Source organism: Spirulina sp. LEGE 11439, from assembly GCF_059821285.1.
On the sequence record NZ_JCAMRX010000021.1, the window covers coordinates 1 to 20,495 of the forward strand.

The window sequence follows — 20,495 nt, forward strand, 5'->3', positions numbered from 1 at the left end:
AATACACTCTTTTTACTCTATTATACTCTCTCCGAAGTATTTCGGAGAGGTCTAAAGAAGATAATGGTTTTACATCTTCTATTTTATTAAAACTAAGTCTCAAATCTTGCAAGTTTTCTAAAGAAGAAAGCGGAGAAATATTTTGAATTTGATTGCCTGTGAGAACAAGAACTTCTAAGTGAGTTAAAGATGATATCGGGCTGATATCTTCAAGTTCACTATTTTGAAACGATAGAGATTTTTTCTGAATAAAAAAATGTTCAGCCTTTTGACAATTCCGAGTTTTTGCTCTTTCTAACAGCTTTTCGACAGTTTTTTTGGCTTCTGGGTTTAGGTGATTTCTGTACTTACACCAATCTGTAAAGGCAGTAAATTCGCGAGGATCGACTTCAGTGGTAGAAGCAACAGAGCAACTCTGAATTAAATATATACTTAAAACAAAAATTGGAGAGATTAAGTGTAGTATCCGTTGCGCGATCGCTCTCTGGGCAATGTTAAATTTATCTCTCATAATAGTTCAGAGAAACTTGCATAAAGACCATAAGCTCATTTTACCCAAAAATTATAGTGTTTCTGACACGCTATCCTCGGGCAATTTCGATAATTGTTTCATTCTCCTTCAACTGAGAAATACGATCGCCGACTCCATCTTTTGCCCATAAACCCACGGACTTTACCGGGACGTAAAATAAACGTTGAGTTTGCGAAATAACGGCAAAACGTTTATTCTCTGGCGGTGCCACCATAATTCCCACCAAGCGATCGCTTTTATCAACAAACTGCATCGCCTGAGTGCCAATATCCCCGCGATTGGCTTTGCGAATGAGATTTAAAGGAATGCGTTTAGCATAACCTTTGTATGTGGCAATCAATAAATCTCGCTCGGGTGGCAGAGCGATCCCGCCGATAATTTCTTCCTTCACTCGCACCCGCGTCACCTGATTGCCGAGGGTATTGCGTCCCATCACCGGAACTTGTTCGTCATCGATGGTAAAGCGTAAAATTCGTCCCGCAGAAGTCGCGATCGCCATCTCGTCCCCTTCTTTCGCCCAACCGAGATAATTCAAGCGATCGTCCTCCTTAAATTTAATCAGCACCGAGCCGCGATTGGTCAAGTTCTCCACCTCAGCCCCCGCCAACCGTTTAACACGACCGTTTTGGGTCAACAACACGAGAAAATGCTTATTAATATCTTTGGGAGCAAAAAAGCAAGAAAAGATAGCTTCTCGCTTATTTTTAACGCTACTGGGAAGATATTTAATCAGGGGTGCAGACTTACCTCCCGATACCGGAATATCTCCCATCAGCAAAGGATAAGCCTTACCGCTATCCGTCACCACTACCAACTGTTCTCGCCCCGCGATCGCTTCCCGACACAGCAACATATCCTCTGGTTTCTTCGCGGCTTTGGGCTTAGTCGGAGGAGACTGCCAACAAATGCCCCCTTTGCGCGTCACTTCCACCACAGCATCATCGGGAATGCTAAATAAATTTTCCGTGCTGAGGGTTGATGTTGGCGCTTTCTCTGCCTTCTTGTTTCCCTTTTCTTTCTTTTTCTCTCCTCCTCCCTTCATCATCTCTTCCGTCACGATTCGCGTGCGGCGATCGTCTCCAAATTTGCGCTTGAGGGTGCGGAGATCCTTTTTCAGAGATTTGAGGAGTTCGTGGCGATCGCCCAACAACAACTCTAACCCAGTAATTTTTTCTGTTAACTCCGATGCTTCCGTCTCCAGTTTCTGTCGTTCCAGTCCCGTCAAGCGGCGCATGGGCATGGCTAAAATAGAATCGGCCTGAGATTCGCTAATCCCCAAACGCTCCTGCAAGCTGACTTTGGCCGTGGTTCCATCAGGAGCGTGGCGGAGAATATCAATGGTGAGATCGAGATTGTTTAACGCCGCCAATAAACCTTCTACCAAGTGTTTCCGACGTTTTGCCTCTTCTAAATCGTAAGTGTAGCGGCGGATAAGAGTTTGCTCGCGGAATTGCAAAAATGCTTCTAACACTTCCCGCAAACTCAACTGGCAGGGCTTATTATCCACTAAAGTCAGTAAAATCGCCCCAAAATTACTCTGTAAGGCACTGTACCTGTAGAGTTGGCGCAGGACTTCCCTCGGGTTGGCATCCCGTTTGGTTTCGATCGCCACCCGCATTCCGTCGCGATCGCTTTCATCCCGAATGTCGGAAATGCCCTCAATGCGCCCTTGATTAACCAGATCGGCAACTTTTTCGATCCACCCCGCCTTATTCACTTGGTAGGGCAATTCCGTCACGATAATCGCCGCTTTTTCCCTGCGTCGCTTTGTTCCGACCAGAACTTTTTCAATGCGGGCGACTCCCCGCATGGTAATAATTCCCCGTCCGGTTTGATAAGCATCCCGAACCCCTTTAATCCCCACGATTTCCCCCCCTGTGGGAAAATCGGGACCCGGAATTAACTTCCAGAGTTTTTCGTCCGACAAATCTGGCTTATCGATGAGGGCAATTAAGCCATCGACTAATTCTCTGAGATTGTGGGGCGGGACATTCGTTGCCATACCTACCGCAATCCCCGTACAGCCATTGAGGAGGAGTAAGGGCAACTGAGCCGGCAAAACGACGGGTTCTTCTTGAGAATTGTCAAAATTGTTGGTGTAATCTACTGTCGCGTCGCCAATTTCTCCCAACATGGCTTGATGGGCGATCGCCGCCAGCCTTGTTTCCGTGTAACGCATGGCGGCGGGCGGATCGTTATCCACAGAGCCGAAATTGCCGTGACCTGCTAAAAGGGGATAGCGGGAGGAAAAATCTTGTACCATGCGAACGAGGGCATCGTATACCGACTGATCGCCGTGGGGATGATATTTCCCCAAAACATCCCCCACCACGCGAGCGCATTTACGATAGGGGCGATCGGGAGTTAGCCCCAATTCGTGCATGGCATACAAAATCCGGCGATGGACGGGTTTGAGACCGTCTCGCACATCGGGTAATGCTCGACCAACGATGACGCTCATGGCATATTCTAGATAAGACTGTTGCATTTCCGTATGGAGTGCCGTCGGAATGATTTGTCCGGTCTCTAGCAGGTTTAACTGTTTGGCCATGAGTTCTTGCGTCCTTAATGATTTTTCTTACCGCGTTAGAGGGGTTGGTGGATTATCCTAAATAAAGGGAATATTACACAAGGTAAAGCCTCCCCCTTTACTCTCTCAATTCATTTTTATCCGCATTGTTCGCGATTAACGTCTATGAAAACCGTTTTGATTGTAGAAGACGATCCCATTAATCTTCGCGTTTTTACTAAGATTCTCAAAAAACGCGGCGGTTTGGAGGTTAAAGGGACGGAAAATGTTGAAGAAGTGATGAAGGCTGCTCAAAATCGGGAGGTGGATATTATTTTAATGGATGTTTCCCTCTCTCACAGCCTTTATCAGGGACAGGCCGTTGATGGCATTAAAATTACGCAAATGTTAAAAGCCGATCCAAACACGGCTGATTTGCCGATTATTTTAGTCACGGCTCATGCGATGGAAGGCGATCGCGAAAATTTCCTCAACCAAAGCGGGGCTGATGGCTATATCTCTAAACCCGTGGTGGATCACCAAGAGTTTGTCGCTCAGATTAAGCGCTTTTTACCCGAAGTTGAAGAATAGGACAATTCACGATTTTTCAACTAATATTCTTGTACTGTATAACAGAAAAATTAGCAAGTTCTCTCAAATTTGCTAATTTTTCTGTTAGCGGCTTAACGACTGACAAGGGCCTGAATGCGCGGTGTGGCCAAAAACTGCGCCGCATCGGCCAGCAGTCGCTCGCCCCAAAGATTTTCCTTGAGAAAGTCTAACTCGGCATATTTGCGATCGAGGGCGAGGGCTTCTTCTCCCAGTTGCCAAGCCCGTTCGGGCTGTCCTTCGATGTAGAGGGCGATGGCGATCGCGAGTTTGGGTTCCACGGCTCCTGGATCGACCGCAAGGGCTTTATTCCAATCTGCGATCGCGCCCTTGATATTTCCCTGTTCGTATTTAATCAAGCCAATATTGTTAATTGCCGGCCAGAAATCTTTTTGTTGAGCAAACGCAACATCATAGGAGGCGATCGCATCGGGATAGCGTTGCAACATCAAATAAGTATTACCGAGATCGAACAGGGCTTCAATGGAATCGGGATTGAGTTTGAGTCCCGCTTCCAAGACCTCTAACGCGTCTTCAAACTGTTCTTTTTGGAAATAAGCCGATCCCAAGGTAAATAAAATACCCGGTTCTTCAGGAGCGAGTTCTTGCGCCTTGAGTAATGCGCCAATCCCGCGATCGAGTTCTTGTTGTTGAACGTACAGACTTCCTAAAATAAACCAAGATTCAAAAATATTGGGAGCCAACTGAGTTGCCAGCTTAGCGCGGGGAACCGCCAAACCATATTGCTCAAAGCGGACGAGTTGGACGACATCCTGTACGAGAATGACTCCATTTTCTTCTAAATCCTTGGCATCCAAGTTAAACGTATAGGGTAGCAAGGCTTGTGCAAAGGCTGGGGCAGCCAATTGCCAAGACCCTGTGATTGCTAAAACCGAAAGTAACCAGTTCCTCTTAGGCACGATATCGCTTCAAACCTTTGCTATTGACTATCATCATTATGTAATGATAGTTCAGAAGCTCGAAGAATTGTTTTATCCCTTCCCCATCACCCAAAACAAATGAGGTCTCAAACCTCTGATTTAAACTGAAAGCCCTGTTCGTTGTTCACCGTTCACCGAAATGATATTTTCTCTGCGATCGCGCAATTTTCTCCCTTGGCTCATTGTCGGCGTTGCCAGCACCAGTATTATTGGTGTTGGCGCGATAACCTATAACACCATTTTTGGCGAGTCCGAACTCGAACAGTTTACCGTTCTCGTTGAAGAAGAATCCCTGCGCGTTCGCGTCAAAGCAAGCGGAACCGTCACTCCTGTTGATAGTGTCAATATTAGTCCTAAACGCGCGGGAATTCTCCGACAAATCTTGGTCGAACAAGGCATGGAAGTCGAACAAGGGCAGCCTTTGGCGGTCATGGATAATGAAGAAATTCGCGCTCAAGGCAAGCAAGCCGTTGCCAACCTCCAACAAGCCGCCGCAAATTTTCAAATTGCCCAAAGAAGAATTCCCCTCGAAATCGAGCAGGCAAGCGCTCGCGTTAATGGGGCTGTGGCGGGAGGAATCGAAGCACAGGAGAGAATTCCTACAGAAATCGAACAAGCCCGAGTCCGTGTTATTGGCGCGACAGAACGCTATGAACGGGCAAAAAATCGCCTCGTCCGCTATCAAGTCCCGACGGAAGCTGGAGCCGTTTCCGAAAATGCCTTTGACGACGCATCTATAGAATTTCGGGCGGCGGAGGCAGAATTACGGGACGCACAGCAGGCTTTCCGGCGAGAACAGGGAACGGCGCGACCGGAAATTGCTCAATTGCAGGCTAATCTCCAAGAAGCGCAAGCAGTACGCGCCGAACGCGAAGCCACTTCTCAAGCTGAACTCGCTCAATTGCAGGCCGCAGTTTTAGCCGCCCGGGCGCAAGTTGAAGAATTGGAGGTCATCGCTCGAGATACCATCGTGCAGGCTCCGTTTAAGGGCATTATCACCCAAAGATATGCGACTCCGGGAGCCTTTATTGCCCCCACCACTTCAGCCTCGGCCACGGCTTCCGCGACTTCAACTTCAATTTTAGCGATCGCTCGGGGTTTGGAAGTTCTGGCCAAAGTTCCCGAAATTGATGTCAGCCAACTGCAACCGAGGCAACCCGTAGAAATTGTCGCCGATGCTTTTCCCGGCCGCAAATTTCGCGGCCTCGTGCGTTTGGTGGCTCCCGAAGCCGTGGTAGAGGATAACGTTACCTCTTTTGAAGTGAGAATTGCTGTCGATCCCAATCAAAAAGGATTGCTGTCGGGAATGAATGTGGATGTCACCTTTGTGGGGGAACAACTTTCGAGTACGCTGGTGATTCCCACGGTAGCGATCGTGACTCGAGACGGCGAACAAGGCGTTATGATTGCCAACGACAATAATAAGCCGGAGTTTAGAAAGGTTGCTTTAGGGGCAACGATTGAAGACAAAACTCAAATCGCTAGCGGTTTAGAGCCAGGCGATCGCGTTTTCATCGAACTCCCTGAAAAATACCGAAGACAGGTAACGGATAATGAGTAATTGATAATTGAACAATGGAAACTACAGAAAGTGTCAGAATGGCGATCGGTACTTTGCTGAGTAATAAATTGCGAAGTACGTTGACAATGTTGGGAATTGTGATTGGGAATGCCTCGGTCATTGCCATGATTGGCTTCGGACAAGGGGCGCAAAAACTCGCGAATGACGAATTTCAATCCCTCGGTCCGAATGTCATTTTTATCGTTCCGGGATCGCAACAAGATCGACAAACGACTTTTGATTTACCGAAAACATTAGTCTTAGAAGATGCCAATGCGATCGCAACTCAAGTTCCTTCTATCGACCAAGTTGCTCCACAAATTAGCTTACAACTAACAACCGCATATCAGGATAGAAATGCAAAGCATTTAGTCGCTGGAGTCACGCCAGAATTTATTCCGGTACGAGAGTTTGAAATCGAACGAGGACGTTTTATTAATGACCTTGATGTTAAGCGCAATACAAAGGTTGTCGCCTTGGGATCGGAACTTGCGACAAGATACTTTGACGATCGCGATCCTATTGGCGAAAAAGTTCGCATTAAAAATGTTAGCTTTGAAGTCGTTGGGGTAATGAAGTCCAAAGGCGCATTTTTAGGAACAAATCAAGATGATGTCATGTATGTTCCCCTCACAACAATGGCCAATCAATTAGTCGGTAAAACTTCTATTTACGGAACTGAAGTCAGTTTTATTTCTGTGTCAGCAAAAAATACAGATAGTATTAACGCCGCTCAGTTTCAAATCGAAAATTTATTACGCCTGCGTCATAATATTGTCGATGAAGATGATTTTACCGTCCGAACTCAAAAAGATATTTTAACGATTGTCGGCACTGTCACTCAAGGTTTAACGGTATTACTGGCGGGAATTGCCGGAATTTCTTTGATTGTTGGCGGCATTGGGGTGATGAATATTATGTTAGTTTCTGTGACAGAACGCACGCAGGAAATTGGTCTGAGAAAGGCAATGGGTGCAAAAGAAAAAGATATTTTATCGCAATTTTTAGTCGAAGCAACAATCGTTTCTGCGGTGGGGGGTGTAGTGGGAACCATTGTCGGCATTAGCGGTATTGTATTGGTGAGTATTGTCTCGCCGCTTTCCGCCGTAATTTCCCCTTTTGCTGTTATTCTCGCTGTGGGAGTATCGGGAGGAATTGGTTTGGGATTTGGTGTTTTTCCCGCTCGTCGGGCTGCTAAACTCGATCCGATTGTTGCCTTGAGAAGACTTTGAACAGTGAACAATGAACAACCAACCAATAACCAGTAACAAACAACAAATAACGATTGAGATTCGCGATATCAATATTGACGATCTCGCGCCGATTTATCATTTGGGAGAACGGTTATTTACTCGCGATCGCTATCCTTCTCTATATCGGACTTGGGACGAGTGGGAAGTCGCCAGATTGTACAATACAGATTGGGAATATTGTTTGGTTGCAGAAATTGAAGGAGAGTTAGCCGGGTTTATTTTGGGTACAATTTTTACCAAACATTCAGTGACTTATGGTTATGTGAATTGGATGGGAGTCGAGCCAAATTTTCAACGTCATGGAGTTGGCGATCGCTTAGTCGATAAACTCATCGAACGCATGATCGGTGAAGATGTACAATTGGTTTTAGCAGATACAGATCCTGAAAATACGGCTGCGATTAACTTTTTTAAACGCAAGGGATTTAATGGCGAACGCAAGCACGTTTTCTTATCAATGAATCTCACAGAACACGAATATTATGGAAAATTAATCGACTACGAACGAGATAAGAAAGCTCGATAAAATTACACAGAATTGGGGATATTTCAGAGTTTATAAATTGATGGATTTTACGATCAAGTCCCCAATCCATTTCAAGAGATTTTTAATCTTCGGCAGATCGCGATATAACCCCACAAATATTATACACCCAAGCCACAAAAAATTATTGTTAATTCATTGCGATTGGAATGTTAATTATGAGCAAGGGCGCAAGCAAGAATTGCGCCCATACAATTAAACGATGGCAAAATCTTCTTGTGTTAGGAGACTGACATCAAAATCAATTAAGGTGGCTAACTTTTTATTATTGTTGCCATTAGTATTGACAGAAATCAGAACATCGTCACCGTCTTGTTGAATATCCAGTTGCCCAAAAGTCAAGCCATCTTCTAAACTGATTAGATCGATACCATCTTCAAAATCGTTAATTGTATCGAAACCATCTCCAGAAGCTAAAGTGAAAATATCTTTACCGCCGCCTCCGGTTAAAATATCACTTCCTTTACCACCATTTAAAATATCATCGCCTTCACCACCGAATAATTCATCATTCCCAAAGTCTCCTGCCAAAATATCATCGCCGTCACCTCCAAGTAATTCATCTTTACCGTTACCACCAAATATCACATCATCACCACCATTTCCAGCAATGATATCTTTACCAGTTCCACCATGAAAATATTCGTTACAGTCCGTTCCATCTTGCATGGGATCGTTATTTTTGTAAACGAATACATCTAACTTGTAATCACCAGAATAACCGTCTGGATCGGTTGCCCGTATTGTAATTTCAGCATCGCCCGGAACATTGCTTCCTTGCTTGTTATAATCTAAAATCAAAGTTCCTGTTTCGCTATCAATTGTTACACCATCAAATAGCTCGGGATTGTTGTTCCCTTCAATCGTAAAAGTCAGTTCGCTATCTTCATTATCGAGATCGTCAAAAGTCTTAAATAAATCAATCTCGGTGTCTGGGGAATTTTTGGTGACATGAACGCCGCACAATGCTTCGTCTGTGACTTTAGGTACACCTTTACCTAAATAATTCGCATCATCATTATCGCCAACAGTAATCTCTCGGTCAAAGATTTCGTCAATATAATCAGTAGAGACTGTTGCTGTATTAGTATGTTGTCCAACTTCCCAAGGAGCGGTAAAGTAATATTCATAGGTTTCACCTTGTGCGAGAAAATCGATTGTAATCGATTCTCCGGGATCTGCTCCATTCAGGTCGAAATCGCTATCAGAAAGAGTAATGTCCCGTAAATCAACATCTCCTGTATTTTCAACAACAAATTTAAAAACAGGATCGAATGTATCTTCAACCAAGATAGGACCGGCTGGATCGTCAGCATCTACCCACGTTTTCCCTCCATCAACCGATACATATTTTTCAATATCCAGCGCGGGATCGTTAGGAATTTCTGGAGTAATAATAACGACTTGTCCTCCATCTTGAGGTTGCAGAATTATCACTGCATTATCATCAGCATCAGGAATGAAACCTTCTCCATATTGTATCGCTTGTTGGATAATGTAAGTTGTATCTGGATCGCTCGTGGATGGAAAAAGGATATCGCCAGCATCGATTAAAGACCAAATTGCATTTTGAACCTCTTCCCATTGAAAACCATTGCCTTCAGGAGATGTAGAACCCCAAGTCTGATTCAAAATCCAATTGACTGAATCGAGATATTCTTCATTAATTCTGTAGGTAATGCTGTCAGGAAGTGGCTCATAACTCGAGTACACATTGGCCACACCATCTACACCATCTATTCCCCAGTCAATACACCAACCGCTATAAACACCATCGAGGATTCCACCATCAGTAATTGTAATTTCCCAATTACTGAGATCGTGTCGTTCCAGATCGATGTAAGCGGTATCGGGTAAAAGAGTTGAATTTGCAGTCATTTTTAGTACCTCTAATTTCAAATATTGTTTGAACCCGAAGAAATTCCTCGGAATATGCTCCTAGGATCGCCAATAAAAACAACCCGATGGGTGGAGTCTTTTGCCAAATGCGCCGCCAAATGGCGAAACTGCGCCGGAAAATTGGGATGGATAAAAAGGAAATTCATCGCAGTAGGGGTACAACGCTTGCGCCCTTTATGTGGGGTCAACCGATCGCACTCGGAAAAATCCGAAAATCAGTCAAGAAGAACTTCCCCATCCCGTGAGACTCACACCCATCGGGAGGGTAAATATTAAGTTTGTTGAATTGAAGTTAAGTGCTTCAACCAATTTAAGGGAGTTAAGTTGGCTGTGCCGCACTTTCAGGAATAACCCCAATCGCCGATACTCTCTACCGTGCGAGTCTGGGAAAGTAGATTTTTAATCTACAAAAAAAGAATAACACCTTTATTCCAAAAATAACAACCCCTCAGCATAAAAAACTTAGAATTTACTGAGATCTCCAGTTTTGCACCTCCTCATCGCTGATGATGTAACGGTAATAAGTTCCGCCTTTAATCGTGACACTAATTTTATTTTCGCGAATGCGATCGCTTTGTACGATCAACTCCCCGTAACCCGTTTCCCGCCACGTTTCTAGCAATAGTTTCTCAATGTGCGCGAGAACTTGTTCCAGTTGCGGGGGGCGAGATTCTGATTCGGTTTGTTTCATTTGCGGGCGATCGCGCAGTTGGATATTCGGCATAGCAATGAAGTCTCCTGCACCTCTAATGTTTTATTGGCAATTCTCCAGACAATTTATGCAAGAATTCGGTTTCTTTTACAAAATGTCATCCTGGGGGAACAAATTACGACACTTTGTCGTCTTTAAATAAATTTAGCGAAAAATATAGGCTTGACAGCCTTTTCAGACGATACACATAAACTCATTTAAACCCTGCTAAGAGAATTTTCTCTTGATTATAACGGTAAATTTTTCTCGATTTGTCGGAATTTATATTTTATTTTTGTCGCAAATTGACTCAAAGTATTATTATCAGTTTCATGTTGAATTGTAGATCGATCGAAGTGATGTAAATTGCATTATTCTGAAGCAATTTGCATCACCGCATATTCGCCTCTCTTTGTCTCACAAGAAACACTTTTTAAAAAACGAGAAGAATACATAGCTTACATAATTAATCTGCCTTTTTCAAGCTGCGAAACTTTTTGATAAAGGAATCGGCAAAAATATCGATAATTCTTTGCTTGTCTGGTAATTTAATATTAGCATTGACTCGCATCCCCGGTTTTAATCTTACCATTTTACCTTTTTTCAATTCAATCTCTTGCTGTTTTAATTGAATTCGCGCTGGATAGCGATAATAAGGATTCAATTCATCGGGAGGAAGCGCATCAGAACCAATCTCAAATAATATCCCCTCAATATAATCAAAATCGCTGGCTGGAAAGGTTTCTAGCTGTACATCAACTAGCATATTTTCTTCAATCAATCCAATATCATCGGCTTTAATAAACACCTCGGCAACGAGCATATCCTCTGGTACAATTTTAAATAAAACTTGTCCTCGTGTTGCCACAAAACCCGTTCCTGCTTCTAACTCAAATACCGTTCCCGCAATTGGAGAAACTAAAAAGCGATCGCGCAATATTTGTTCGATTTGTCCTAAACGACTGGTAATTTCTGCTAATTGTTTCTCGTTCTCTAAAACAATCTTTCCCAAACGACTATCTATTTCTTCTATTTGCTGTTCGTTAGTGGCAATTTTATCTTGAATTTGCACTCGAGTTGCGGCTACTGTATTATTTAATTGTGCCTCTGCTTGTTTAATTTCACTATGCACTCTTTCCCGTTCTTCCTTGATATAATTAATCCGCGATCGCGCTGTATTTACTCTGATTTCTTGTTGCTTGTATTGTAATCTTGGCATTGCTCCTTGTTCAAAAACAGGTTTCATATCGCGAAAAACTTCTGCCTCGATCGCTAAGTTTTTCTCAGCATCATCCAACTGAATTTCCATCTGATCCAAACGTTTTTTAGTTTGCTGTAACTGCGTTTTTCCCACTGCAACCCGAGACTCAAATTCCGCTTGATTTGCTTGCAAACGCGCCAATCTTTCCGAGTTTAAACTGGGACTGGGATTATTTCCCGATAACTGCGATCGAAATAGGTTATTTTCCGCAATTAAATGAGTACGATTTCGGACTAAATAGAGAATTTCTGGTTCGAGATCGAGAGAAAAGAGAATGCGATCGCTTCCTTTGCTTCTCTTTCCGATCTGACTGCGATAAAAACGATTCTCTTTCTCTAACAAAACTTGTTGCTTTTCGAGAGAGTCTTTCTCTTTTTCCAGTGTTTCAAATTCAAACACGATCGCGGTATCCTCTTCTTCTACCCATTCTCCATTCTGAATGTTAACTCGTCCCACAGTTGCATTATCTGGTGCTTGCATTTCCTTGACTTCCCCCTCGGGTTCTAATTCTCCCGCCGCAAAAATAACGCGATCGATTTTCGCGACGCAAACCCAAATAATCCCCAACATTGTAACACTTAAAAGCGTCCATAAAATCGACCTCGACCAAATGGGAGACTGCTTTAAAAAGATTGGTTTTTCAATCTCCTCTGGTTCTAAAAATTCAGACAAATCTCTGGGTTTAATTTGAGCCAATGCAGTGCTATCTCGTTTCATTTTCATTGTCAATCTCCTTGTAAGAGTAAAGAATACAGAATAACGAAAAGTAAAATCATTAATTCTCTCCCATCTGTTTCTTAAATAAACAGCAATAACTCCCATTTAAACGCATTAATGTTGCGTGAGTTCCCTGTTCGATTAATCGTCCTCGATCTAACATTAAAATAATGTCTGAGTTCTTAATTGTACCGAGACGATGGGTAATAAAGAAAACTGTACGATCTTTAAACGCTGCTTTGAGATTTTTACAAACCTGTAACTCTGTTTCTGCATCTAAAGCACTGGTAGCTTCATCGAGAATCAAAAGACGAGGATTTTGCAGAATTGTTCGCGCGATCGCAATGCGTTGTCGCTGTCCTCCAGACAGATTAGAGCCTCGTTCACCCACTCTGGTATTGTAACCATTGGGTAATTCCATAATAAACTCGTGGGCAATGGCTAATTTAGCAACTCTTTCTATCTCCTCAAAGGTGGAATCAGGTTGAGTTAGGGCAATATTATCTTTCACGGTTCCATCGAATAACAGTGTATTTTGTGGTACGATTCCTAACTGGCTGCGAAGAGAATATAATTCTACCTTTTGGATATCATAGCGGTCTAATAAAATTCGTCCTCCCAAGGGTTCATACAGACGTGCCAACAGTTTTACTAAGGTACTCTTTCCCGACCCACTTTGCCCCACAACTCCCACAAATGACCCTACCGTAATCTCCAAATTAATACTGTTTAATTGCAGCGCACCACTATTGCCAAAACGAAAGGAAATATCTTCATATTTTACCGTTCCTTGGATCGTGGGCAGAGGTAAATTATCGCGATCGCTTCCTTCTGATTCTCGCGGATGATTGACAATATCTCCCAACCGTTCTAACGAGAGTGCTGTCTCCTGAAAGTTTTGCCATAACTGGGATAGACGCAACAACGGACTGGTGACATAACTGGCAATAATGCGAAAAGCAATCAATTCCCCCAAGGTTAAATTGCCTTCTAAAACCAATCCCGCACCGACCCAAAGCACTAATAAACCCGATAATTTATTGAGAAATCCATTTAACGATCCAGCAATGGTTGATAGCTGCATAGCTTTAAATCCAGCGACGATATAGCGACCATATTTTTCTTGCCAAGAAAAACGCGATCGCATTTCAATGTTTTGGGCTTTTACCGTTTCCATTCCATTTAAAACTTCTACTAAATAAGATTGGGTTTGAGCATTGCATTCTGCTTTTTCTTTCAAGCGACGGCGAATCAAAGGAGACACCAGTAAGGTTAAGCCAATAAATACAGGAATCACACCCAAGGCAACGCCTGTTAATATCGGACTGTACAATAACATTACTCCGATATAAATGACCGAGAAAAGTGCATCTAAAACCACCGTTAATGCTGTCCCTGTGAGAAATTTGCGGATATTTTCTAACTCGTTGACTCGACTAGAAACTTCCCCTACAGGGCGACGGCCAAAATAACGCATGGGTAAGCGCAAAAGATGGTCGATAATCTCGGATCCTAAGCCAAAATCAATCCGGTTGGTAGTATCAATAAATAAATAAGTCCGTAAGGTGGTCAAAATAGCTTCAACAACGGCGACAACCAACAAAACAATCCCAAAAACTGGCAAGGTATCTGGTGCATTTTTGACGATAACCTTATCGATAATTTGCTGAGTCATTAAAGGATTGACTAAGGCAAAAAGCTGCACGAAAAAGGAGGCGATAAACACCTCAGTCAGAACCATGCGATAACGAGAAATTGCTGGAACGAACCAAGATAAACCAAATTTATCTTGCGGGGTTGCAGATGTTTTAGACAAGAGCAATATTTTACCTTTGTTTCCCCATTCTGACTCTAATTCAGTCAGAGAATAGCGTTGAATTCCCGCATCAGGAATGCCCAAAATTATCTCGTCTTTATTGCGATCGTATTCGTATAACACCGCAAAACTCTCTCCCCAAATTATGAATGCTGGGAGAGGAAGGCGAGGAAAATTGATGAGAGATGTTTCGACTAATTGAACTTGTAATTCCAGTAAATCCCCCACCGCCGCACAGAATTCCAAGGTGAGGCTTTTCTGCTTCTTAAACCGATCCGACACGACTCGACGAACGATATCGTTACGATAGGGCATTTCTAAATGTTTTGCCAGCATTTGAAAACAGGCTAATGTCTCTGCGATCGCATCTTTACCATAGACAAAAGGATAGCGATCGCGCTTTTTTTGGGGAATTATTTCCGAGATTGGTTCTACCACTGGTGCAAGAGGGATCGCCTCGATGCAATGCGAGTCGGAGATTTCTGGTTCGCATGGCGAAGGAGAGTTCTGTAAAAAAGACGCTGGAATGCTTATCAGACGGACTTCTCCCCCATTACGATCTTGTAAAATCGGAGAATTTGCCGAAACGCGATCGCCGATCGTCCCTTGCGGAATTTCTCCCCCACTCACAAAGAAAATCCGCTTCTTATTATATAGATGCGTTAATGATTCTCGATCCTTGCAATAGTAAACCTTGGCCTCGGGTAAAACCTTTAAAACCAACTCTCTTAGATCGTAAGTACTATCCGCTTGTTTTGCCAAATCTCCCCCGAGGAGATCGCAGAGTTCCACAGGAAAGCATTGCTGAAGAAAAGAGTTTTTAAAAACCAATTCCTGTGAAAAAAGTTCCCATAAATCCTCCCGAGATAACATTAATGCGATCGCATCCTCCGAAGCAATCACTTCTTCTCCCGCTACCTCGCGACATAAACCACATGCTCCTAAAATAGCGCCTGCTTCTAACTTGGACAAAGGGATAGACTGTTGCGTGCGCGGATCTGTTCCCAATAAGCGCCCTCGTCCTCGGTACAATATCCCCAAGCGATCGGGAATTATTTCTCGTTGAATGATTCGCCGTCCCATCGGATAGCGTAAGGGCGTCACGCGATCGCGCAATACCTGCAAACCCTTCGCCGACAAGAGAGAAAAAGGATATACTTCCGCCAAAAAATCACCGATCGCGTCCATCTCACCTCATTAAAAGAATGGAAAATTTACCCATTCCCAAAATTTGACGCAGCGACCAACTTAACTCCCTTTATTGTTGTAATCGATCTTGGCCGTTTTGAGTTCTTCTTGTAACCAAAGTTGAAAAAGTTCTTCCAATAACTTGTTCCGCATTGTCGTATCCAATTGTGCGGGAATCACATCTTCAACCCTGATAATCGCAACCCATTCTTTTAAAGAAATTGGTTCTACCAGTTTTCCTTTAGGACTCCTCGCTAAAATTCTCGCTAAAGTAGGGTCGGGAACATCCAAGGTTACGGGTCCGATAATCCCCATCGTATAGCGTTCCGACCCTTGAGAATATTCCCGCGCCAATTCTGTAAAAGGTTGTTCTTTCAATTGTAAGCGAAAATACAACTCTCGAGCAATACCCATATCTTTCACTCTTAACAAAGAATAAACATAGCGATCTAAAAACGGTTTGCGTTTGAGAAAATAGGACTCTATCTCCGGTCCCCAAGTCGCTTCTTTAAACTTCTCGATTTTTAACTTCCGCACCGCGATCGCTTCTACTCGTTCTGGAGTTATTTTTGTATCTTCTTGCCATTTTTGCCGAGCATTTTCGGAAGGAAATTGCCGATAAAAGGTTTCTCGCGCCTCTCTTATCTCCTCCGACCCACAAACAATCGAAGCGATCGCGCGATCGACGAGAACCTCTCTCACCAATGGTGTCAACAACTGATATTGTTGCAAAAACGGGATGATTTCCTCGACAGGAAACATTTGTCCATTGATTGTTAAGGTATTGGGCATGGCAGTTTTAAATGACAATGCAAGCAATTTTAATGACCGCACCCGGTGCGCCAGACATTCTCCATCTCCAAGATATCCCCAAACCCGTCCTACACAAACGCAATCAAATCTTAATTCGAGTGCGTGGGGCGGGAGTGAATCCCATCGATACGAAAATTCGCCGCCGGGGAACATTTTTTCCCGAACAAATGCCAGCAATTTTAGGCTGTGATGGGGCGGGAGTTGTGGAAGAAATTGCTTCAGAAGTCAGCCAATTTAAACCCGGGGATGAAGTTTATTATTGCTTTGGCGGCCTCGGACAAACCGGGACGGGAAATTATGCTCAATATGCCGTCGTCGAAGAACATTATCTCGCTCCCAAACCGAAAACCCTCTCTTTTGCTGAAGCGGCAGCCGCACCCCTTGTTTTAATCACCGCATGGGAGGCATTATACGACCGAGGACGGCTGGAAAACGGGCAAAAGGTCTTAATTCATGCCGGAGCCGGAGGAGTCGGTCACGTTGCCATTCAGCTTGCGAAAATTAAAGGAGCGAAAGTTTGTACCACCATCAGCACTCCCGATAAAGAAAGATTGGTCAGACAGTTAGGAGCCGATCGCCCGATTTTATATCGACAAAAAGATTTTGCGGCCGAAGCGATCGCATGGACCCAAGGAAAAGGAGTCGATCTCGCCTTCGATACCGTTGGGGGAAAGACCTTTTTCGACACCATCGCCGCCGTGAAGTATGGTGGAGATTTAGTAACGCTCCTCGAACCCGATGCCGAGCGGGGCAATTTCAAACTTGCTCGCAAGCGCAATCAACGTCTGAGCCTGGAATTGATGTTAACTCCCATGTTAGAAGGACTCGTCGAGGCGCAACATTATCACGGTCAAATTTTGCGTCAATGTGCCGAATGGATCGATACGGGTCAATTAAAAATCCATCTGAGTCAAACCTTTCCCTTAGCCCGAGCCTCAGAAGCCCATCAAGCGATCGAAACGGGTTCGTCTACGGGCAAAATTGCCTTAACAGTCCCTCTATGAGGTTTAGGGATTGAACATTGAAAATCTGATAAATCTCCCCTATCCCCCCATCTCTCAACCATGCTCTGGCCTTACACCACTCCGGGTATTCCCGACAATCTATTCGAACGACTTCCGGGCATTCCTTTAAGTAAGCGAGAAGTTCGTCTTTTGCTACTCTCCGCCCTGCGCTTGGAATCCCACTCCGTCTTCTGGGATATTGGTGCGGGGACGGGAACAATTCCTGTAGAAGCGGGATTGCTCTGCCCGCAGAGTACAATTGTTGCCGTAGAACGAGATACAGACGTTGCCAATTTAATTCGCAATAACTGCGATCGCTTTGAAGTCAAAAACGTTAACGTCATCGAAGGCAATGCACCGGACTGCTTACTAGATTTACACCCCAAACCCGCGCGAATTTGCTTGGAAGGGGGAAAACCCATTCAGACTATCTTAAAAGCCTTATGGAACGAACTCCAGCCTAACGGTAGACTCGTCGCCACCGCCAGCAACCTCGAAAGTCTTTACGCCCTGTCAGAAGGATTTTCCCAACTGCAAGCTCGCAACCTTGAAGTAGTACAATCCTCTGCCAACCGTCTCGAGAAACGAGGCATTCATCAAACCTTCGCTGCGGTTAATCCCATCTTCATTTTGAGTGGCGAAAAATTTTAATGGAGGCTCAACAGAACCAACCATTCGCCAAAATCGTAATTCCTGTCCTCTTGTCTGTAAATGTTTGATAGGATTCTCTTAACCTAACCTTATATTTGTTCGAGCCTAATATTAAATTTTGAATATTGAATTTTGAATAATAAATTGCTTATGCCTTGGTCTCGCATCCTGAGTGCAATCGTCGCGATCGCCATTGCGCTATTGATGATTATTGCCGGTGGTTGGTATTTTACCGTCGGATTTATGATTATCGTTTTTTTAGGGCAATTAGAATATTTTCAAATGGTGCGATCGAAAGAGATCGCACCAGCCGCCAAAACAACCCTGATTATTTCCCAAATTTTACTGATTGCTGCTGCGATCGCACCCCATTTGACCGATGCTTTATTTCCCATTGGTGGAACCTTTATTTGTTTTTACCTGCTTTTTCAACCCAAACTCGCCACCATTGCCGATATTTCCACCTCGATCCTAGGATTATTTTATGGCGGGTATTTACCGAGTTACTGGATTCGCCTGCGCGTAGATTTTCCTCAAGTTGACTTCAGAGCGATCGCAGAATCCGTCGCGATCGAAGTACCCATCTCGGTCGATACCGCCTCCTTCCTTCATCTGGCCCTCAATCCCCCTTGGTCGGATGTTTTAAACATTCATCATCTTTCTCCCGCCTTAACAACAACATTTCTCGCCTTTGGGTGTATCTGGGCTGCGGATATCGGAGCCTATCTCATGGGTAAATTTTTCGGGCGCACGCGGCTTTCTCATATCAGCCCCAAAAAAACAGTAGAAGGCGCTTTATTTGGTATTTTCGGCAGTATTGGCGTTGCCACGCTCGGAGCTTGGTACCTGTACTGGAATAGCTGGCAGATCAGTGGAATTCTCATGGGAGGATTAATTGGCACCACCAGTCTTTTAGGAGATCTCACCGAATCCATGATGAAACGAGATGCCGGGGTCAAAGATTCCGGGCAACTCATCCCCGGTCATGGCGGTATCCTCGATCGCACGGATAGCTATGTTTTTACAGCCCCCTTGGTTTACTATTTTATCAGTTTGATCTTACCGCTCTTGCCGGCCTCGATTTTTTAGAATTTTCAACGCCTTTCTTTACGGACACTTAAGAATTGAATTACTATTGGTTTTATTAGGTTGAAGCCCTCGAGATGGGGATAGTGGATTATGACGTTTAAACAAAATTCAACTTCAGAGAACGCCAACGGAAACGGAGCAAATCCGTCTCGAGGTTCGACCAATGCGGCAAAAGATGCGGCAAAAGATGCGGCAAAAGATGCGGCAAAGCGCACTCGCTCTTGGGACGATTTACTCGATTTTTGGGCGGAACCAGAAGAGGAAGACTTGAGCGAGCCAAATCTGTCCCGAGAAAGTAGCCAGTCAGAAAATGATTCGCCGCAAAATAATTCTCCAGAAGCACCAGAAAGTGCTGCTCCTCCATCAGTACCGCCCCATTCAGAGTCACCCCATTCAGAGTCACCCCATTCAGAGTCAGCCGGATTAACATTTGATGCTCTCGAACAGTTACTCGGTCAAACCCCTCCAGATTCAACGCATTCTCGCTTCTCCGAAGAGGAAGAAGCCGCCTCGTCGTCCATCCCAAATTGGACGCAGAAAATTAGTAAATTTCAGCCTGCACCTACCGATCTCCCCGAAACCCCCACCCTCTCCGATGATGAATGGCCGGCATTGACAGATGCAGAAAATATGCCAGCTCTGTTTGAAGGTTTAATCGACCCCACACAGTTTGCACCAGAGGTTTCCGAGGTGGATATCCCCCAAGAAATGCCTAGAGAACAACCACTTGTAACAGAAGCAAAAGACGAAAACCAGAAAACACGCAAAATTGTTTCTCCTGTTTCGGCTTCGCCTGCATCCGCATTAACTCCCCCAGAAGAAAAAATCAGTACGACTTCACCAGCCCAACTGGACAATTCCTCAATGGCGCAGTCTCCAAGCAATTCTCCTCAAACCTCCTCTCAACTCGAGTCAGTAGGTAGCGATCGCCGCGTATCTCCTCCCTCAGCATCTCCTCCCTCAAACGTTAACCAGCAACCTCAACCAACCGAGTCACAATCACTGCAAAAACAATCCTCAAAACGACCGGAAGCAACCCGGAAAACCCCTCCACCGCCACCCACAAGACCCAAAGCTAAAAGCGATCGCCAACGCAAAAATGGTTCGAGTCAAGAGCAGGGCCAACGCAAAAACCCATCTTCACCGAATTACGGTCTTTTTAAACCCCGTTCCGAAGAACTCGACGATCCCCTCAAAGACTTGCGAGATTTCCTCTTAGCCGACTCTCCCAAGTTAGAGACTCCCGAAATACCCGAGGAGGAAGATCTTGATATTCCCAATCTCATTACATTTGAAAATTCTCTCAAACGACTACACGAACTCGAAGAATCTGCTCCAACACCCACAAAATCGACCAAACCCAAATCTCAAACTCCAGCCAAATCTCAAACTCCAGCTAAATCTCAAACTCCAGCTA

The 20,495-nt window shown here is 44.3% G+C and carries 16 protein-coding genes; 8 read left to right on the forward strand and 8 right to left on the reverse strand.

Features of this window, described 5'->3' with window-relative positions:
• Together AC6RV6_RS15035 and AC6RV6_RS15040 are read right to left on the reverse strand one after the other, a co-directional pair.
• A partial coding sequence (locus AC6RV6_RS15035) for a leucine-rich repeat domain-containing protein (protein ID WP_500241683.1) occupies positions 1 to 511 on the reverse strand: 511 nt, incomplete at its 3' end.
• A 70-nt stretch (positions 512 to 581) separates the two neighbouring features.
• On the reverse strand, positions 582 to 3,083 hold the full coding sequence (locus tag AC6RV6_RS15040; protein WP_500241684.1) for a DNA gyrase/topoisomerase IV subunit A: 2,502 nt from the start codon (positions 3,081 to 3,083) through the stop codon (positions 582 to 584).
• A gap of 144 nt (positions 3,084 to 3,227) precedes the next feature.
• Between AC6RV6_RS15040 and AC6RV6_RS15045 the strand changes: the two genes are divergently transcribed.
• Entirely contained in the window at positions 3,228 to 3,632 is a 405-nt protein-coding gene (locus AC6RV6_RS15045) for a response regulator (RefSeq protein WP_500241685.1), read from the forward strand.
• A 92-nt stretch (positions 3,633 to 3,724) separates the two neighbouring features.
• Here AC6RV6_RS15045 and AC6RV6_RS15050 read toward each other — a convergent pair whose 3' ends face one another.
• Positions 3,725 to 4,570 carry a tetratricopeptide repeat protein gene (locus tag AC6RV6_RS15050; RefSeq protein ID WP_500241686.1) on the reverse strand — a complete coding sequence of 282 codons (846 nt, stop codon included), beginning with the start codon at positions 4,568 to 4,570 and terminating at the stop codon, positions 3,725 to 3,727.
• A 160-nt stretch (positions 4,571 to 4,730) separates the two neighbouring features.
• On the opposite strand from AC6RV6_RS15050, the gene AC6RV6_RS15055 reads away from it, so the two are divergent.
• From AC6RV6_RS15055 to AC6RV6_RS15065, 3 genes are read left to right on the forward strand one after another with little or no spacing between them, the layout of a single operon-like run.
• The gene (locus AC6RV6_RS15055; RefSeq protein ID WP_500241687.1) at positions 4,731 to 6,152 is read left to right on the forward strand and encodes an efflux RND transporter periplasmic adaptor subunit; all 1,422 of its coding nucleotides are present in this window, start codon (positions 4,731 to 4,733) and stop codon (positions 6,150 to 6,152) included.
• Between the two features lie 14 nt (positions 6,153 to 6,166).
• Positions 6,167 to 7,384, forward strand: coding sequence for an ABC transporter permease (locus AC6RV6_RS15060; protein WP_500241688.1), 1,218 nt, complete (start codon positions 6,167 to 6,169; stop codon positions 7,382 to 7,384).
• A gap of 10 nt (positions 7,385 to 7,394) precedes the next feature.
• A complete protein-coding gene (locus tag AC6RV6_RS15065; protein ID WP_500241689.1) occupies positions 7,395 to 7,931 on the forward strand; it encodes a GNAT family N-acetyltransferase in 537 nt (178 codons plus the stop codon).
• Between the two features lie 213 nt (positions 7,932 to 8,144).
• Here the strand turns inward: AC6RV6_RS15065 and AC6RV6_RS15070 are convergent, their stop codons facing one another.
• From AC6RV6_RS15070 to AC6RV6_RS15090, 5 genes are all read right to left on the reverse strand, one after another.
• On the reverse strand, positions 8,145 to 9,827 hold the full coding sequence (locus tag AC6RV6_RS15070) for a calcium-binding protein (protein WP_500241690.1): 1,683 nt from the start codon (positions 9,825 to 9,827) through the stop codon (positions 8,145 to 8,147).
• 490 nt (positions 9,828 to 10,317) lie between these two features.
• Positions 10,318 to 10,572, reverse strand: a complete 255-nt coding sequence (locus AC6RV6_RS15075) for a hypothetical protein (RefSeq protein WP_500241691.1) — start codon at positions 10,570 to 10,572, stop codon at positions 10,318 to 10,320.
• 433 nt (positions 10,573 to 11,005) lie between these two features.
• The gene (locus tag AC6RV6_RS15080) at positions 11,006 to 12,523 is read right to left on the reverse strand and encodes a beta-barrel domain-containing protein (RefSeq protein WP_500241692.1); all 1,518 of its coding nucleotides are present in this window, start codon (positions 12,521 to 12,523) and stop codon (positions 11,006 to 11,008) included.
• A gap of 52 nt (positions 12,524 to 12,575) precedes the next feature.
• Positions 12,576 to 15,521, reverse strand: coding sequence for a peptidase domain-containing ABC transporter (locus tag AC6RV6_RS15085; protein WP_500241693.1), 2,946 nt, complete (start codon positions 15,519 to 15,521; stop codon positions 12,576 to 12,578).
• Between the two features lie 60 nt (positions 15,522 to 15,581).
• A complete protein-coding gene (locus AC6RV6_RS15090) occupies positions 15,582 to 16,313 on the reverse strand; it encodes a peptidylprolyl isomerase (RefSeq protein ID WP_500241694.1) in 732 nt (243 codons plus the stop codon).
• A 17-nt stretch (positions 16,314 to 16,330) separates the two neighbouring features.
• On the opposite strand from AC6RV6_RS15090, the gene AC6RV6_RS15095 reads away from it, so the two are divergent.
• The 4 genes from AC6RV6_RS15095 to AC6RV6_RS15110 all read left to right on the forward strand — a co-directional run.
• A complete protein-coding gene (locus AC6RV6_RS15095) occupies positions 16,331 to 17,338 on the forward strand; it encodes a zinc-dependent alcohol dehydrogenase family protein (RefSeq protein WP_500241695.1) in 1,008 nt (335 codons plus the stop codon).
• A gap of 60 nt (positions 17,339 to 17,398) precedes the next feature.
• Complete coding sequence (gene cbiT / locus AC6RV6_RS15100) at positions 17,399 to 17,989, forward strand: precorrin-6Y C5,15-methyltransferase subunit CbiT (protein ID WP_500241696.1); 591 nt, start codon at positions 17,399 to 17,401, stop codon at positions 17,987 to 17,989.
• Between the two features lie 150 nt (positions 17,990 to 18,139).
• On the forward strand, positions 18,140 to 19,078 hold the full coding sequence (locus AC6RV6_RS15105; RefSeq protein ID WP_500241697.1) for a phosphatidate cytidylyltransferase: 939 nt from the start codon (positions 18,140 to 18,142) through the stop codon (positions 19,076 to 19,078).
• 90 nt (positions 19,079 to 19,168) lie between these two features.
• A partial coding sequence (locus AC6RV6_RS15110; protein WP_500241698.1) for a hypothetical protein occupies positions 19,169 to 20,495 on the forward strand: 1,327 nt, incomplete at its 3' end.

Coding starts and splice junctions, on each gene's coding strand:
- AC6RV6_RS15040 (WP_500241684.1), bottom strand. CDS start 3,083: ATGGCCAAACAGTTAAACCTGCTAGAGACCGGACAAATCATTCCGACG.
- AC6RV6_RS15045 (WP_500241685.1), top strand. CDS start 3,228: ATGAAAACCGTTTTGATTGTAGAAGACGATCCCATTAATCTTCGCGTT.
- AC6RV6_RS15055 (WP_500241687.1), top strand. CDS start 4,731: ATGATATTTTCTCTGCGATCGCGCAATTTTCTCCCTTGGCTCATTGTC.
- AC6RV6_RS15060 (WP_500241688.1), top strand. CDS start 6,167: ATGGAAACTACAGAAAGTGTCAGAATGGCGATCGGTACTTTGCTGAGT.
- AC6RV6_RS15065 (WP_500241689.1), top strand. CDS start 7,395: ATGAACAACCAACCAATAACCAGTAACAAACAACAAATAACGATTGAG.
- AC6RV6_RS15070 (WP_500241690.1), bottom strand. CDS start 9,827: ATGACTGCAAATTCAACTCTTTTACCCGATACCGCTTACATCGATCTG.
- AC6RV6_RS15075 (WP_500241691.1), bottom strand. CDS start 10,572: ATGCCGAATATCCAACTGCGCGATCGCCCGCAAATGAAACAAACCGAA.
- AC6RV6_RS15080 (WP_500241692.1), bottom strand. CDS start 12,523: ATGAAAATGAAACGAGATAGCACTGCATTGGCTCAAATTAAACCCAGA.
- AC6RV6_RS15085 (WP_500241693.1), bottom strand. CDS start 15,521: ATGGACGCGATCGGTGATTTTTTGGCGGAAGTATATCCTTTTTCTCTC.
- AC6RV6_RS15090 (WP_500241694.1), bottom strand. CDS start 16,313: ATGCCCAATACCTTAACAATCAATGGACAAATGTTTCCTGTCGAGGAA.
- AC6RV6_RS15095 (WP_500241695.1), top strand. CDS start 16,331: ATGCAAGCAATTTTAATGACCGCACCCGGTGCGCCAGACATTCTCCAT.
- cbiT (WP_500241696.1), top strand. CDS start 17,399: ATGCTCTGGCCTTACACCACTCCGGGTATTCCCGACAATCTATTCGAA.
- AC6RV6_RS15105 (WP_500241697.1), top strand. CDS start 18,140: ATGCCTTGGTCTCGCATCCTGAGTGCAATCGTCGCGATCGCCATTGCG.